Below are 15083 nucleotides of genomic sequence, written 5' to 3' on the forward strand. Positions count from 1 at the left end.
GCTGACGCCGTGCCGGAACGGTCGCCCGTCATGGGGCGAAACGGGAGGAAACATGCGTACCCTGATCAGGCGGCTGGCGGCCTTGCTGCCGGCCCTGCCGTTCATGTTGCTGGCCGCCTTCTTGTCAGCGTCCCCGGTCCTGGCCGAGGATGGCTATGACCTGTGGCTGCGGTTCCGCCCGCTGTCGGGCCCATCCCTGACGGCCGCCGATGCGTCCCTGTCCCGAATCACCACCACCCGCCCCGACGCCCTCGCCCTGACAGAACTGACGCGCGGCCTGACGGGATTGCTGGGCCGGGCTCCGGTGGTGGCCGACGATGCCCCCCTGCTGGTCGGGCTGACGGGGGATGCGTCCGTCAAGGCCGTGCTGGGGCCGGTATCGGGACTGGGCCACGATGGTTATGTCATCCGCCGGGTGAAGGACCGCACGGTCCTGGCCGCCGAAACCGACGCGGGCCTGCTCTATGGCGCTTACCACCTGTTGCGGCTGGTGCAGACGGGGGCGGCGCTGGACGGGCTATCCATCCGGGAAGTGCCGAAGATCGACCGCCGCATCCTGAACCACTGGGACAATCTGGACCGCTATGTCGAACGCGGCTATGCAGGGCAATCGCTCTGGGACTGGCACACGCTGCCGGACTGGCAGGACCCGCGCTATACCGACTATGCCCGCGCCAATGCCTCGGTCGGCATCAATGGCACGGTGCTGAACAATGTGAATGCCAACGCCACCATCCTGACCCGGCCCTACCTGGAAAAGGTGGCGGCCCTGGCCGGCATCTTCCGGCCCTATGGCATCCGCGTCTATCTGACGGCCCGCTTTTCAGCACCCAAGGAAATTGGCGGCCTGCCCAGCGCCGATCCGCTGGACCCCGCCGTCGCCGCCTGGTGGAAAGCCAAGGCGGATGAGATTTATCAGGTGATCCCCGATTTCGGCGGCTTTCTGGTCAAGGCCAATTCCGAAGGCCAGCCGGGGCCGCAGGATTATGGCCGCACCCATGCCGACGGGGCCAACATGCTGGCCGACGCCCTGGCCCCGCATGGCGGCATCGTCATGTGGCGGGCCTTCGTCTACAGCCATGAAACGCCCGACGACCGGGTCAAGCAGGCCTATACGGAGTTTGTGCCGCTGGACGGGAAATTCCGCGACAATGTGCTGGTGCAGGTGAAGAACGGCCCCCTGGATTTCCAGCCACGGGAGCCCTTCCATCCGCTGTTCGGTGCCATGCCGAAGACAAAGCTGATGATGGAATTCCAGATCACCAAGGAATATCTGGGCTTCGCCACGCATCTGGCCTATCTGGTCCCCCTCTATAAAGAAGCGCTGGACGCCGACACTTTCCGGCCCAAGGCGGGCTCCACGGTGGCCCGCATCGTCGATGGCAGCCTGAGCCGCCATACCCTGTCGGCCATGGCCGGTGTGGCCAATATCGGCAGCGACCGGAACTGGACGGGCTCCATCTTCGATCAGGCCAACTGGTATGCCTATGGCAGGCTGGCCTGGGATCATGACCTGTCGGCCGATGCCATCGCGCGCGAATGGGCGGCGGCCACCTTCGGCGCCGATCCCGCCATTGTCGAGCCTGTCACATCCATGATGATGGCGTCGCGCCCGGCCGTGGTGGATTACATGACCCCGCTGGGCCTGCATCATCTGATGGGCCGCGGTCATCATTATGGCCCCGCGCCCTGGACGGCAGGCGGCCCGCGTGCCGACTGGACCTCGGTCTATTACCACCGCGCCGACAAGGATGGCATCGGCTTCGACCGCACGCGGCGCGGCAGCGGGGCTGTGGACCAGTATGCACGGCCGCTGGCCGACCGGTTCGACCGGATGGAAACAACCCCGACCGACCTGCTGCTCTGGTTCCATCATCTGCGCTGGGATCAGAAGCTGCCGACGGGCCGCACTGTCTGGACCGAACTGCTGCATCGCTATGGAAGCGGTATCACCGCCGTCGAAGGCATGATCGCCACCTGGAAGGGCTTACAGCCCTATATCGACCCGCAGCGCTTCACCCAGATCGCCGCCTTCCTGGCCATCCAGCGACAGGAGGCGCAATGGTGGCGCGACGCCTCCGTCGCCTATTGGCAATCGGTCAACGGCCTACCCCTGCCCGCGGGCGAGGCGCCGCCCGCCCATCCCCTGTCCTATTACCAGTCGCTGACCTTTCCTTCCGCCCCCGGAGACGGCAAATGACCCTTAAGCGTGCCCTCGCCCCTGCCCTGCTGGCCTGCCTTCTGGCCGGCACGGCGGCCTTTGCCGCCGACGCACCCCTGCTGCATCCCGTCTTCCAGGATCATGGCGTTCTTCAGCGTGACCGGCCCCTGCCCGTCTATGGCTTTGCCAGGCCGGGCGACACGGTGACCGTGTCCCTGGGCACGGTCAGCGCCAAGGCCAAGGCGGACAAGGAAGGCCGCTGGCAGGCCACCCTGCCGGCGCAGAAGGCGGGCGGGCCCTTCGTGCTGACCGCCAAGGCGGGCGCGGCGGAAGCCACAGCCAATGACGTGATGGTGGGCGATGTCTATCTCTGCTCCGGCCAGTCCAATATGGAATTCCCGGTCAGCCGGGGCCTGGACAGCTGGAGCCAGACCAACCAGGCCAACCATCCGCTGATCCGCTACATGGGCGTGCAGCGCGACTTCGCCAACACGCCGCGCACGGTGCCGACCAAGCCCGTTTCCTGGCGGCTGGTTTCGCCGCAGACGGTGTCCGACATGTCGGCCGCCTGCTACTACTTCGCCCGCGATCTGCGGCAGGTGGTGGATGTGCCGGTCGGCCTGATCGCATCGGCCTGGGGCGGGTCCTCGGCAGAGGCATGGACCGGGGGCAAGGAATTGCGGGCCATCGGCAATTTCGGCAACGGGCTGGACATGCTGTCCACCTATGACCGCGACCGGGCCGCCGGCACCGCCCTTTATGCCAAGCAGTGGCAAGACTGGTGGAAGGCCAAGGGCGGCACGGACCAGCCCTGGACCGACGGCGCCAGGGATGGCGACGGGTACAAGCCCGTGCCTGCCGCGCTGGGCACCTGGGAACATTGGGGCGTGCCGGAGCTGGTCCCCTATGACGGCGTCATGTGGCTGCGCACGGAAGTGACCCTGACCGCCGATCAGGCGCAGAAGGTCAGCAGCATCACCCTGGGCCGGATCGACGAACTGGACGTCACCTGGATCAACGGCCAGCCGGTGGGCAGCCTGTATGAACCCGCCGCCGGCCGCGACTATGCCATCGCCCCGGGCACGCTGAAGCAAGGGGTGAACCGCATCAACCTGACCATCCTGGATCTGTGGGGGGAGGGCGGCCCGCGCGGGCCTGCCGAAGACTATGCCCTGGTCCTGGCCGACGGCACGCGTATCCCGCTGTCGGGGCCCTGGCAATACCGTGCCGCCCCGACCGGTGTCGGCTCCCCACCGCGCGCGCCCTGGGAATCGGTGTCGGGCCTGGGCACACTCTACAATGCCATGATCGCGCCGCTGGGCCCCATGGCCCTGCGCGGCGCCCTCTGGTACCAGGGGGAAAGCAATACCGACCGGGCGGCGGCCTATCCGCGCCTGATGGCCGGGCTGATGGCGTCCTGGCGGACGCAGTTCGGGGCCGACCTGCCCTTCCTGATCGTGCAGCTTCCGGAATATGGATATCCGACCACCACCCCGGTGGACAGCGGCTGGTCCGACATGCGTGCGGCCCAGCGGCAGGCGGTGCTGAACGACAAACATGCGGGGCTGGTTGTCGGCATCGGCGTGGGTGACTGGTACGATGTGCATCCGGCCAACAAGCAGGTCATCGGCCGCCGACTGGCCCGCGCCGCACAGTCGGTGTTTTTCGGCATGAAGGTGCCGCCCTCGGGGCCCGTCCCCGCCGCAGTCACCCGCCAGGGCGACAGCATCTCCGTCCGCTTCACCGATATTGACGGCAGCCTGCAGGCCCTGGCCAGCAACCGCCCTGTCGGCTTCCAGCTGTGTGACGAGGCGCCAGGCAGCTGCCGCCATGTTGATGCCAGCCTGTCGGGAGACACGGTGACCATCCAAGTGGGCAATGACCCCGCCGTGCGCGTGCGCTATTGCTGGGGTGACGGCCCTATCTGCAACCTCTATGACAGTGCGCGCATGCCCGCCGGTCCGTTCGAGGCACGGGTGAAGTAAGGGGCTCTCGCGTCGGCGGCTGTCGTTGCCAGGCGCCACGACAGTTGCCTCACCTTCTGTGCCTTCCGTCCGCGTCTCCCCGCTTCCACAGGGAAAGCAGTGTGGCGCGGGCGGCAGGCCGTGAGCCCCACTTGCCCCCCAAACCGGCCCATCACGTACCATACCAGTATGACGCTGAACGATTGACACCCCATCCTTTCCACGCAATGATAGCGCTACCATGACCCCGGCAGAGGGTCCGAAAAAGCGTATAAACCCGGAGGAAACCTTGTCGACGACACAAAAGCTGTCCCGCCGTCTGTTCGGCGCCAGCCTGCTGGCGCTCACCTCGGCTGCGGCCGTGCCCGCCGGCATCGCGTTTGCCCGCGGCAAGGAGCCGTACCGCGACCCAAGCCTGCCCATCGACGCCCGGATCAAGGACCTGCTCTCCCGCATGACGCTGGAGGAGAAGGTGGCCCAGATGATCGGCATCTGGCAGGACAAGAAGCTGGTCAACAACGCGTCCGGTGGTTTCGATGCCAAGCGGGCGGCCAAGGCGTTCCCCCATGGGCTGGGGCAGATTTCCCGCCCCGGCGACCGCGTCGGAGCCGTGGACAAGGACGGCGCCCCCATCGCCGCCGGGGCCAAGGCCAACATCATCAACCGCGAGGGGCTGGAAGCAGCAACCTATGCCAACGACGCCCAGAAATGGGCCGTGGAGCAGACCCGTCTGGGCATCCCGCTGCTGTTCCATGAGGAAGCGCTGCACGGTTTCGTGGCCCGTGGCGCCACCAGCTTCCCGCAATCCATCGCGCTGGCCAGTTCCTGGGACACGGGCCTGGTGGAGCGCATCTTCACCGTGGCGGCGCGCGAAATACGTCTGCGCGGCGTGCAACTGGCGCTGGCCCCTGTCGTCGACATCGTCCGCGACCCGCGCTGGGGCCGGACGGAGGAAACCTATGGCGAAGACCCGTGGCTGGTCTCCGAAATGGGTCTGGCCGCCATCAAGGGCTTCCAGGGCACGACTCTGCCGCTGGCCAAGGACAAGGTTTTCGTCACGCTGAAGCACATGACGGGCCATGGCCAGCCGGAAAGCGGCACCAATGTCGGGCCCGCGCCCATTTCGGAACGCACCTTGCGCGAAAATTTCCTGGTGCCGTTCGAACGCGCGGTAAAGACGCTGCCTGTGCGCGCCGTCATGGCCTCTTATAACGAGATCGACGGCGTGCCCAGCCACGCCAACAAATGGCTGCTGGATACGGTGCTGCGCAAGGAATGGGGCTACCAGGGCTCCATCGTCAGCGACTATTTCGCCATCCGCGAACTGAAGACCGTCCACCACATGGTCCGCGATCTGGAAGATGGGGCCCTGCGCGCGCTGGAAGCCGGAGTGGACATGGAACTGCCCGATGGCGAAGGCTATCCGGCCCTGCCCCGGCTGGTGCAGGAGGGCAAGGTTTCGATGGACCGGATCGACACGGCCGTGCGCCGCATCCTGCGCATGAAGTTCGAAGCGGGCCTGTTCGAAAACCCCTATGTCGATGCCAAGGTCGCGGACAAGCTGACCGCCACGCCCGATGCCGTTGCGCTCGCCCGTGAAGCCGCATCCCGCTCCCTGGTCCTGCTGAAGAATGATGGCGGCGTGCTGCCCCTGAACCCCGCGGCCAAGGGTACGCTGCTGGTCGTCGGCACCCACGCCCGGGACACGCCCATCGGCGGCTATTCCGAAGTCCCGCGCAAGGTCGTGTCCGTGGTGGAGGGGCTGACCGCCGCCGCCCGCGGGCTGAAGGTGGATTATGCCGAAGGCGTGCGCCTGACCCGCCAGCGCGTGTGGGAGGAGGACAAGGTCGAACCCATCCCCGACGCGGAGAATGACGCCCTGATCAAGGAGGCGGTGGCCAAGGCCGCGCAGGCCGACACCATCCTGCTGGTGCTGGGCGAGAATGAGCAGTTGAGCCGGGAAGCCTGGGCCAAGACCCATCTGGGTGACCGCGCCTCGCTGGACCTCTATGGTCGGCAGTCCGAACTGGCTGAGGAGATGTTCAAGCTGGGCAAGCCCGTCATCGTCCTGCTGCTGAACGGCCGCCCGCTGGCCGTGAACCGGCTGGCGGAAAAGGCCAATGCCCTGATTGAAGGCTGGTATCTGGGGCAGGAGACGGGCAATGGCGTCGCCGATGTCGTCTTCGGCAAGGTCTCGCCGGGCGGCAAGCTGCCCATCACCATTCCGCGTTCGGTCGGGCAGCTGCCCGTCTATTACAATGCCAAGCCCAGCGCGCGGCGCGGCTATCTGTTCGATGACGTGACGCCTCTGTTCCCCTTCGGCTTCGGCCTGACCTATTCCCGCTTCGAACTGGAGGTGCCCGTCCTGTCGCGTAGTACGATCAAGGCCGGCGACAGCGTCGACATCGCCGTCACCCTGCGCAACAAGGGCCCGGTCAAGGCCGATCAGGTGGTGCAGATCTATCTGCGGGACGAGGAGGCTTCGGTGACGCGGCCCCTCAAGGAACTGAAGCGCTTCCAGCGCGTGACGCTGGAAGCCGGGGCCGAAACCACCGTGCGCTTCACCCTGACGGCGGATGATCTCTCGATCTGGAATATCGACATGAAGCGGGTGGTCGAACCCGGCACCTTCACCATCAGCGCCGGTTTCGACAGCGTCGATCTGAAAGGCGCGACGCTGACAGTGGCCTGATGACATACGCCATGCTCCCTTGATCCCGACCGATCAAGGGAGCATGGCGTCACTGCATATAGGCGCGGGCGATGATCGTGTGCGGCATGATGATCATGGTCAGAAGCGGGAAGACCAGAACCGGCAGGGTCAGCAGGGTCCGCACGCGCCTGGTCCAAGGTTGCGGCAACCATTGGGCTGCGGCCGGCAGGGCCAGCCCGATCGACGCCAGCAGCGGCACGAAGTAACGTCCTTGTACGCCGCTGACCTCCATGCCGCCTACCGCGGAGAAGGACAGATATTGCAGGAAATAGATCCCGACGGCAGAGATCAGGATCGTGGCCGCAGCCAGCAGGGCGAAGCGGGATGAATGCCGCCCGGCCGCCAGCAGGTCCGACAGGACAGCGGCGACCAGCATCCACAAGATAGCCACATAGAACCAGTGCTCGAAGGTGATGTTGAACTGGCCCCAGCCGACCCAGCCCAGCATCATCACCACCGTGCCCCAATAGCCGGAACCGGTGAACAGCGTCTGATCCAGCGCGCGGAAGAAATCCAACGGATTGGCCATCAGATGGCGGATCTGCCCGGGTACGGACGGGACGACATTGCCCCAGGTCTGCTGCACCGCCACCGCCGCCGCCATCCAGACGATCCAGCCCAGCACCAGGACCATCGACGCGGGAAACACCGTGGCCACGGAAATCCGTCCTGTCAGCCGGGGCGCCAGGGGCAACAGCAGCAGGATGAAGGCAAGATTGGTGGGGCGCGACCATGACAACAACACGATCAGGGCAGCGATACCCAGGAACTCTGCGTTGGTGGCCGGCCGCTCCTCGGCCAGCGGTCGGGTCAGCAGCGCCACCAGCAGCGCCCCGCCCGCAATCAGCAGCCCGTCCTGGGAAAAGGCGGCCATCTGCGTGATGCTCATGGGCAGCAGCATCGTGGCGAACAACATCAGCCGTCCCCGCGCCGCGATCTGGATGGCCAGCGCCGCCAGCCCCACCGACACCAGCGCGCTCACCATGCGGGCCAGGATGAAGCTGTCGGCAATGGACAGGTCCAGCACCTTGCCCAGACCCAACCCGGCGATCAGCGGGGCGTAAAGCGTGGGCGGATAGATGGCCGTGTTGGGAATATGGGTGAAGATGCGAACCCCACCCCATTGCACCTGCCCACCCGGTTCCGTGATGGTCCGGGTCAGCCGCAGGTCCGGCGTCGACAGCATCGGCCAATAGATGCGCAGCACATCCAGGATATGGCCGTCGATCTCGCCACCGGACTGCCCCTGATCCGTGCGGCGGCCGATGACATCGCCGCCCAGCACCATTTCCGCCCGCATCATATGATTGGTCTCGTCGGCGTTCAGAAAGACCGGAACATTGATCGCCATGAACAGGACCAGCGGCAGGGCGTACAGCAGGTAAAGCGGCGCAAGCCATCGACGCAACATGAACCCTCCGGGGAAATGGCTGGAAACGGCCCCGCCAACGGGCGTCATTTCTACGGAAATTGCACAGGGATGGCAATGCTACATGCCTTTTCCACTCTCGGGCGTGGCACATAGTTCTTGTCGCCGCCCCCTGGGGTGACCATAGTGCCGCCGACCCGGAGCCGTCCCCTGGCGGGACGCCCAGCAAGGATGATATCCCCGGTGCCATGGTGATCCGCAACAGATTGGCCGCCCTCTTCCGCACAATCCCGACACCGTCCCCGGCGTCACCGCTGGACGGGCTGGTGATCGCGGAACGGTTCCAGGCACCGTCACCGGATTTCGGGCTTCTGCGCCTGGACCTTTCCGGCCAGGATCTGCGCGCCGAACTGCCGCTCATCATCACCCTGCAACGTCCTGAATGCGGGGATATCCGTCAGGTGCTGGTCCGGGACTGGACCGGGCTGGGGGACAGGGCGCATCTGGCGGTGCCCTTCCCGCCCTTCCGCCATGATGCGGGCGAACTGCTGCATCTGTTCGTGCATCAGGGGGAACGGCCGCCGGACAGCGCCGCCCTGGCGGCGGCGGCCACGGCTGTCGATCTGCATCGCCGCCAGCCCATCCGCCTGCCGGACGCCCCGACCCGGCCGGTGATGACACCGTCCGCGGCGGCGGCCCCGCATCTGCGCATCGTCTATGGCATCGACAATTTCTGGTGCGACCGCCACGGCGTCTTTGTGCAGGGCTGGGTTCATTGCAACGAACATAGGGTCAACCGCGCGTCCCTTGTCATCGGCCAGGACCGTTTCACCATCCCCGCCCTGACGCGGCGGGAGGACCTGCTGAATTTTTATCCCGATCATGACCATGTGGCCGATGCCGGTTTCATGGCCTATCTGGAAGGCCGGCCGGGCCAGCCCGTGGAGCTGGAGGTGGAAACGGATGCGGGTCAGGCGCGGGTGGCGCTGGACCTGCCCCGTGCGGGAGTCCTTTCCGGGTCCTGGACCGAAGACCAGACCAAGAAGATCAATGATTTCCTGCTGACCCTCTGCCGGTTCGTGGACGAGGTGAATATCCGCCATCTGCGGGTGGCGGAGATCGGGGCCCGCGTCGTGGGCGATGCCAGCCATGGCCGCCGCCACCATTTCCCCGATGCGGGCCGATTCATCGGCATCGACATCCATGCGGCTCCGGGCGTCGACATCGTCGGCGATGCCCATCAACTGGACCGGCTGGTGGGAAGGGGTGGCATTGACGCCGTCTTCTCCTTCTCCGTCATCGAACATCTCAGCCATCCCTGGCTGCTGGCGGCGGCCACCAACCGGGCCTTGAGCATGGGGGGCATCGTCTTTCACAGCGCCCCGCAGACCTACCCGATGCATGAACAGCCCAATGATTTCTGGCGCTTCTCCGATGAAGGGCTGAAGGTGCTGTTCGGACCCGATACGGGATTCGAGGTGCTGGCCGCCGGCATGGTCAACAAGATGGAGATCTATCCGGAGGACCGGCGCGGTCCCTTCGCGCTGATGCCCATCAATCCCGGCTATGGCAACGCCTTTATCCTGGCACGCAAGGTGCGCGACCTGCCCGATGATGCCGTGGCCTGGCCGGTCGCCGCCGGGGACAGCCAGGAACGGGCCCTGCTCTATCCCAACCGCGACGGGGCCTGACCGGCGCGCCCGCCGCCAAGACCCTTATCGCAGCAGCGTCCCGGCATGGATGCCCGCCGGCGGGCCTGCCCCGGCTTCGCCGGGATCGGTGAACATGACACGGTTGCGCCCGCCCTGTTTGGCCCGATAGAGGGCAGCATCGGCCCGCCCGATCAGGCGGGCCAGCCCGTCATCCTCGATTGAATATTGGGCGCCGCCCAGGCTGGCGGTGATGGTGAAAATGTCGCCTTCGTGCGTCACCGGCGTGCCGCCGACAGCCAGACGGATGCGCTCGGCCACCCGCCACGCCTCCTCCGCGTCGGTTTCCGGCAGCAGCACGGCCAGTTCCTCGCCGCCATAGCGGGCCACCAGATCGGTGGTGCGCACGGCCTCCGTCAGCGTGCGTGCGGCCTGACGCAGGGCGGCATCGCCAGCATTGTGACCGCGCGTGTCATTGACCTGCTTGAAATGATCCAGATCGATCAGCAGCAGGCTGAACGGACGGCCATAGCGCCGGGCGCGGTCGATTTCGGCATTGGCCGCCTCTTCAAACCGGCGCCGGTTGTAAAGGCCGGTCAGCGCGTCGAAGCTGGCCAGCCGCTCCAGCTCCGCATTGGCCATGACCAGATCCTGCGTGCGCTGCGCCACCAGACTTTCCAGCCAGCGGCGTTGCCGGCGCAGGGCCGCCGTGCGGGCCTGGATCACCAGCCCCAGCAGGGCCAGGACGCCGACAACACCGCCCAGGCGGGCCAGGCTGGTCTGATACCAGGCCGGAAGGACGGTGACAGGCAGGATGCGCGTGGCGCTGCCCCAGATGCCCTCCTTGTTGGTGGCGCGCAGGCGCAGGGAATAGGTGCCCGGCGGCAGGTTCGTATAGGTGGCGGTGCGGCCCAGCGCATCCACCTCCGCCCAGCCCCGGTCGAACCCTTCCAGACTGTAGCTGTAGCGCAGGCTGGCGGGGCCCGCATAGTCCAGCGCGGAGAAGCCGACCGCCAGGGTCCGCGTGCCCGCGGGCAGGACGATGCCCCCTTCCGGCACCGGGGCCGGCATGCTTTTGCCCGACGCCGTGCCCGCGGCTTCCGGTGGGGGCAGGGTGGTCAGGTTCAGGGCCGCCGTGGGCACCGGCTGGTTGTCGATGCGGATATCGGTCAGGACCAGCGGCGGCTGGAACTCCCAGCGCTGCAGGGCCCAGGGCCGGACCACGGTCAACCCTTCACGCCCGCCGAACAGCAATTCCCCATTGTCCAGCCGCGCCGCCGACCCGACCCAGGTGCCGCGCACACCCAGGCCATCATCCCAGCCGACCGGCGTGATCGACCGCGTGTCCGGATCGATTCGGGCCAGCCCGTCCTCCGTATTGATCCAGATCTTGCCGTCGGCATCCGGAACCATGGCCTGCACACTGTCGCCCGGCAGGCCGTTTCGCTTGGTAATATTGATGAAACGATAGCGTTCGTCCGCCAGGTCGCTGTCCAGGATGCTGACACCGCCGCCCAGCGTCCCCACCCACAGCCGCCCGTGCCGGTCATAGACCAGACCCGTGATGTAATTATGGGCCAGTGATGACCAGTCCCAGGACCGGTTCTGCACGCGCCGCACATGGCCCGTTTCCGGATCGATCAGGTGCAGGCCGCGATGGGTGCCGGCCCAGATCCGCCCGTCCGGTGTTTCCGCCAGCACCCGGACCCGGTCATCGGCCAGGGTGGTGGCGTCGTCGGGGTCGTGGTGGAAATGGATCAGCCCCCCGGTCGCCGGATTGTATCGGGCCAATCCTTCCGTCGCCAGCCACAATTCACCCTTGCGGACCAGGATGGCATGGATCGGCGCTCCGGCCAGCGGGGCCGGCAGGTCGACATTCTCCACCCTGTCCGTTCCGGTATCGTAACGGGCCAGGCCCAGTTGCGTGCCGATCCAGATATGCCCCGCTTCGTCCTCGGCCATCGACAGGATGCTGGCGCGCGGCAGGCCGCCGCCCGGCCCCATACCGGGGGCCAGGTTCTTGCGCGTACCCCTGACGGGATCGATGACGTCGATGCCGCGGGTTTCAAACCCCAGATAGACCAGGCCATTGGATGCAGCCAGAACGGAGCGCACCTGTGGTTCGGTCGGGCTGTCGCGATGGGAGGCTGAGGCGAAGATGGACAGAATGCCCTGGTTGGCGGGATTATGGACATTCAGGCCGCTGCCCCAGGTGGCCACCCAGATCAGGCCGGACCGGTCGCGCATCATGCTGCGCACGGCATCGCCGCTGATGCTGGCATTGATGGCGGAGTCATGGCGGATCAGCCGCACATCGCCCGTGGTGACGTCCAATTCCATCAACCCGCCCGGATCGGTGGCGACCCACAGCCTGTCGCGGTCCTCGTCTCCACCGGCATCCAGGTCCTGGATGGCCCGGATCTGCGGCCGGTCGATGACCCGTCCGTCAGCGCGCGCCAGATCGAAGGACCGTGCCACGCCCGTCTCCGGATCGATGCCGACCAGGATGCCGGTACGCGACCCCACCCAGACCCGACCGCGCGCATCGGTGAAAAGGGCGGATATGGCCGCGTCGGGCGACAGGGATGGCAGGTTCATCACCTTATGCGCCATCTGGAAGGCCGACTTGCCGGCCGGCCGGATGGCCAGCCCGCCATCGGTAGCGACCCACAGATTGCCGACACGGTCGAACAGCAGGTCCAGCACGACGGCGCCCGGCAGCCCGCCATCACGGCTATCCTGGGCGCGATAATTGGTGGCGGCACCCGTGTCGCCGTCCAGCCGCGCCAGGCCGGACCGCAGACCCACCCAGATGCCGCCCTGCCCATCCTCGCTGAACCGGTAGGCCGTGGGATGGGCCAGACCGCCCGGCCCCGCCGGATAGCGTGCAAAACTTTCCGTTTCCGGAATGAAACGCGCCACACCGCCATTATTGGTGCCGACCCACAGGCGCCCCCGCCGGTCGACATGCAGCGCATTGATATAGCCGTCGGGCAGGGAGCTGGGGTCGCGCGAATCCGGCTGGAAGGTCCGGAAGCGATAGCCGTCGAACCGGGTCAGACCGACCGGCGTACCGACCCAGATGAAGCCGGCGCGGTCCTGGGCGATGGCGGTGACAATATCGCTGGGCAAACCGCTGTCCCGCCCGATACGCTCGAACAGAACCTCCGCCAGCCGATCCCAATATTCATTGGGGCCGGGCGCCGCCGGCGGCTGGGCAGGCTGGGCGCACGCGATGGGGGTTTGTAGAATGGAACCGATGGAAACAATTGAAACGATCAACAGCGTCAGCAGTCGTAGCGGGAAATCACCCGGCTCCACCCTCCACCAATGACGCCGCCGACACGCCAAGTTGCCCCTCCGGCCCTGAATATGTCGCAAACTGTACCATTTCCGGCGGGAATGCACCATCGGCCAGCGCCATGCATGGTTCGACGGCTGGACATGGCATGATTCCGCGGCTTTGACTTGGAATACACACATGCGCCTGCTGGCGATCAGCGATCTGCACTTGTCCGTCGCCGCCAACCGCGCGGCGCTGGACCGGCTGCCCGCTGCACCCGACGACTGGCTGGTGCTGGCGGGCGATATCGGGGAAGGGGCGGAAGATCTGGCCTTCGCCTTCCGCCTGCTGTCTGCCCGTTTCGCGCGGCTGATCTGGGTGCCCGGCAACCATGAGCTCTGGACGGTGCCGGGGCCCGACGGGCCGCTGTCGGGGGAGGCGAAGTATCAGTCCCTGTGCGAGGTGGCCCGCGACCATGGCGTGCTGACGCCGGAAGATCCCTATCCGGTCTGGCAGGGGTTGGGCGGGCCGCTGCTGCTGGTGCCGATGTTCCTGCTCTATGATTACAGCTTCCGGCCCGATCATGTGCCGCTGGACGGGGTGCTGGCCTGGTCCTGGGAACAAAGGCTGCGCAGCGCCGATGAACGCCGGCTCCTGCCCGCCCCCCATGAAACCCGTCAGGACTGGTGCCGGGCGCGGGTGGCACAGACGGCGGCCCGCATCGACCGCGAACGGCCGGCCGGGATGGGGACGGTTCTCATCAACCATTTCCCGCTGCGCCAGGATCTGGTGACCCTGCGCCGCATCCCCCGCTTCAGCCCCTGGTGCGGGACCAGTGCGACCGAGGATTGGCACCGTCGCTTTGATGCCGTCGCCTGCATCCATGGTCATCTGCACGTCCCGGCCACCCATTGGCGCGACGGCGTGCGGTTCGAGGAAGTGTCGCTGGGCTATCCACGACAATGGCAGCCGCACGGGCGCGGGCCGGAACGGGCCCTGCGGCAAATACTGCCAGCCCCGGCGCACGCCCTTGCCGGACCCGCCAGCCTGTGGCATCGCTGAATCCACGCGACCAAGGAGGGACGGAAGGAGGCCCTGAAGCATGCGCCCCGTCATCCTGCTGTTCCTGGGGGCCGTGATCGGCCTTGGAACGCTCGCCTATTTTACCTTCCGCACGACGGAGACCCTGGCCCCGCTGCCCGTGGCCGGCCGTGGCGCCATCGCCGCCGCCTTCATCGGGGCCGGCCTGCTGTTCAGCCTGTTCGTCTGGCTGCAGCGCAAGGGGCGGCGCGACCGTAAACGCTGACAGCCGTCAGCGCTCCGGCGCCAGCATGCGCAGGAACATGCCCACCATCTGGTTGATATGGCTGGACAGTTCGGCCTCGTCCGGCGGCGGACGCGTGCCGGTGACGACACGGTAGTAAAGATCGCCATGGACCAGCATGCAGAAGGACTGTGCGCAGGCCACCGGATCGGGACAGTGAAGGACACCGCGCTGGTGCAGGTCGGACAGGTAACGGCCGATGGCCGCCTGCATCGGGTTCGGCCCGCAGCGGAAATAGATCTCCGGCAGCAGGGGGAATTTCTTCCCCTCCCCCATCACCATGCGCCACAGGGCTTGGGCCTCCGGTGTCAGGATGATGCGCAGGAAGACATGGGCAATGGCGGTCAGCGTGTCGCGCGGATTGCGGTCGCACAGGTCGGCGGCCGTCAGCGGCTCCATGATCTCGCGGCACTTGGTCGTCACCATCGCCTCGAACAGCCCCTCCTTGCTGCCGAAAAGCTGGTACAGCGTGGACAGCGATCCGCCCGACCGGCGGACGATGGCGCCCAGGCTGGCCCGTTCATATCCCATTTCGGAGAAGAGGGCGGCCGCGGCCTCGATCATGGCCTGCCGCCGCGCCTCCATGCGCGGAGAAGGGTCGGAAGCGGCCTCCCCTCCTG

9 protein-coding genes are annotated in these 15083 nt (G+C 66.7%); 6 read left to right on the forward strand and 3 right to left on the reverse strand.

Features of this window, described 5'->3' with window-relative positions; genetic code table 11:
- Nucleotides 1–52 precede the first annotated feature (52 nt).
- From ACODTW_RS07470 to ACODTW_RS07480, 3 genes are all read left to right on the forward strand, one after another.
- A complete protein-coding gene (locus tag ACODTW_RS07470; protein ID WP_488945335.1) occupies nt 53–2200 on the forward strand; it encodes an alpha-glucuronidase family glycosyl hydrolase in 2148 nt (715 codons plus the stop codon).
- Nucleotides 2197–4146: a sialate O-acetylesterase gene (locus ACODTW_RS07475; protein ID WP_488945336.1), complete on the forward strand. Its 1950-nt coding sequence runs from the start codon at nt 2197–2199 to the stop codon at nt 4144–4146. Before ACODTW_RS07470 ends, ACODTW_RS07475 begins: the two co-directional genes overlap by 4 nt.
- A 268-nt stretch (nt 4147–4414) precedes the next feature.
- A complete protein-coding gene (locus ACODTW_RS07480) occupies nt 4415–6817 on the forward strand; it encodes a glycoside hydrolase family 3 N-terminal domain-containing protein (RefSeq protein ID WP_488945337.1) in 2403 nt (800 codons plus the stop codon).
- Between the two features lie 49 nt (nt 6818–6866).
- Here ACODTW_RS07480 and ACODTW_RS07485 read toward each other — a convergent pair whose 3' ends face one another.
- Nucleotides 6867–8249, reverse strand: a complete 1383-nt coding sequence (locus ACODTW_RS07485) for a DUF2142 domain-containing protein (protein ID WP_488945338.1) — start codon at nt 8247–8249, stop codon at nt 6867–6869.
- Between the two features lie 224 nt (nt 8250–8473).
- On the opposite strand from ACODTW_RS07485, the gene ACODTW_RS07490 reads away from it, so the two are divergent.
- Nucleotides 8474–9898 (forward strand): class I SAM-dependent methyltransferase, encoded by a 1425-nt coding sequence (locus ACODTW_RS07490; protein ID WP_488945339.1) that lies wholly within the window; start codon nt 8474–8476, stop codon nt 9896–9898.
- 24 nt (nt 9899–9922) lie between these two features.
- Here the strand turns inward: ACODTW_RS07490 and ACODTW_RS07495 are convergent, their stop codons facing one another.
- The gene (locus tag ACODTW_RS07495) at nt 9923–13207 is read right to left on the reverse strand and encodes a ligand-binding sensor domain-containing diguanylate cyclase (protein WP_488945340.1); all 3285 of its coding nucleotides are present in this window, start codon (nt 13205–13207) and stop codon (nt 9923–9925) included.
- Between the two features lie 130 nt (nt 13208–13337).
- On the opposite strand from ACODTW_RS07495, the gene ACODTW_RS07500 reads away from it, so the two are divergent.
- Both ACODTW_RS07500 and ACODTW_RS07505 read left to right on the forward strand, forming a co-directional pair.
- Nucleotides 13338–14201, forward strand: coding sequence for a metallophosphoesterase family protein (locus ACODTW_RS07500; RefSeq protein WP_488945341.1), 864 nt, complete (start codon nt 13338–13340; stop codon nt 14199–14201).
- Between the two features lie 40 nt (nt 14202–14241).
- Nucleotides 14242–14445 carry a hypothetical protein gene (locus ACODTW_RS07505; protein WP_488945342.1) on the forward strand — a complete coding sequence of 68 codons (204 nt, stop codon included), beginning with the start codon at nt 14242–14244 and terminating at the stop codon, nt 14443–14445.
- A gap of 6 nt (nt 14446–14451) precedes the next feature.
- On the opposite strand, the gene ACODTW_RS07510 is transcribed toward ACODTW_RS07505, so the two are convergent.
- The gene (locus tag ACODTW_RS07510) at nt 14452–15027 is read right to left on the reverse strand and encodes a TetR/AcrR family transcriptional regulator (RefSeq protein WP_488945343.1); all 576 of its coding nucleotides are present in this window, start codon (nt 15025–15027) and stop codon (nt 14452–14454) included.
- Nucleotides 15028–15083 lie beyond the last annotated feature (56 nt).

The organism is Niveispirillum sp. FG148 (assembly GCF_057809655.1).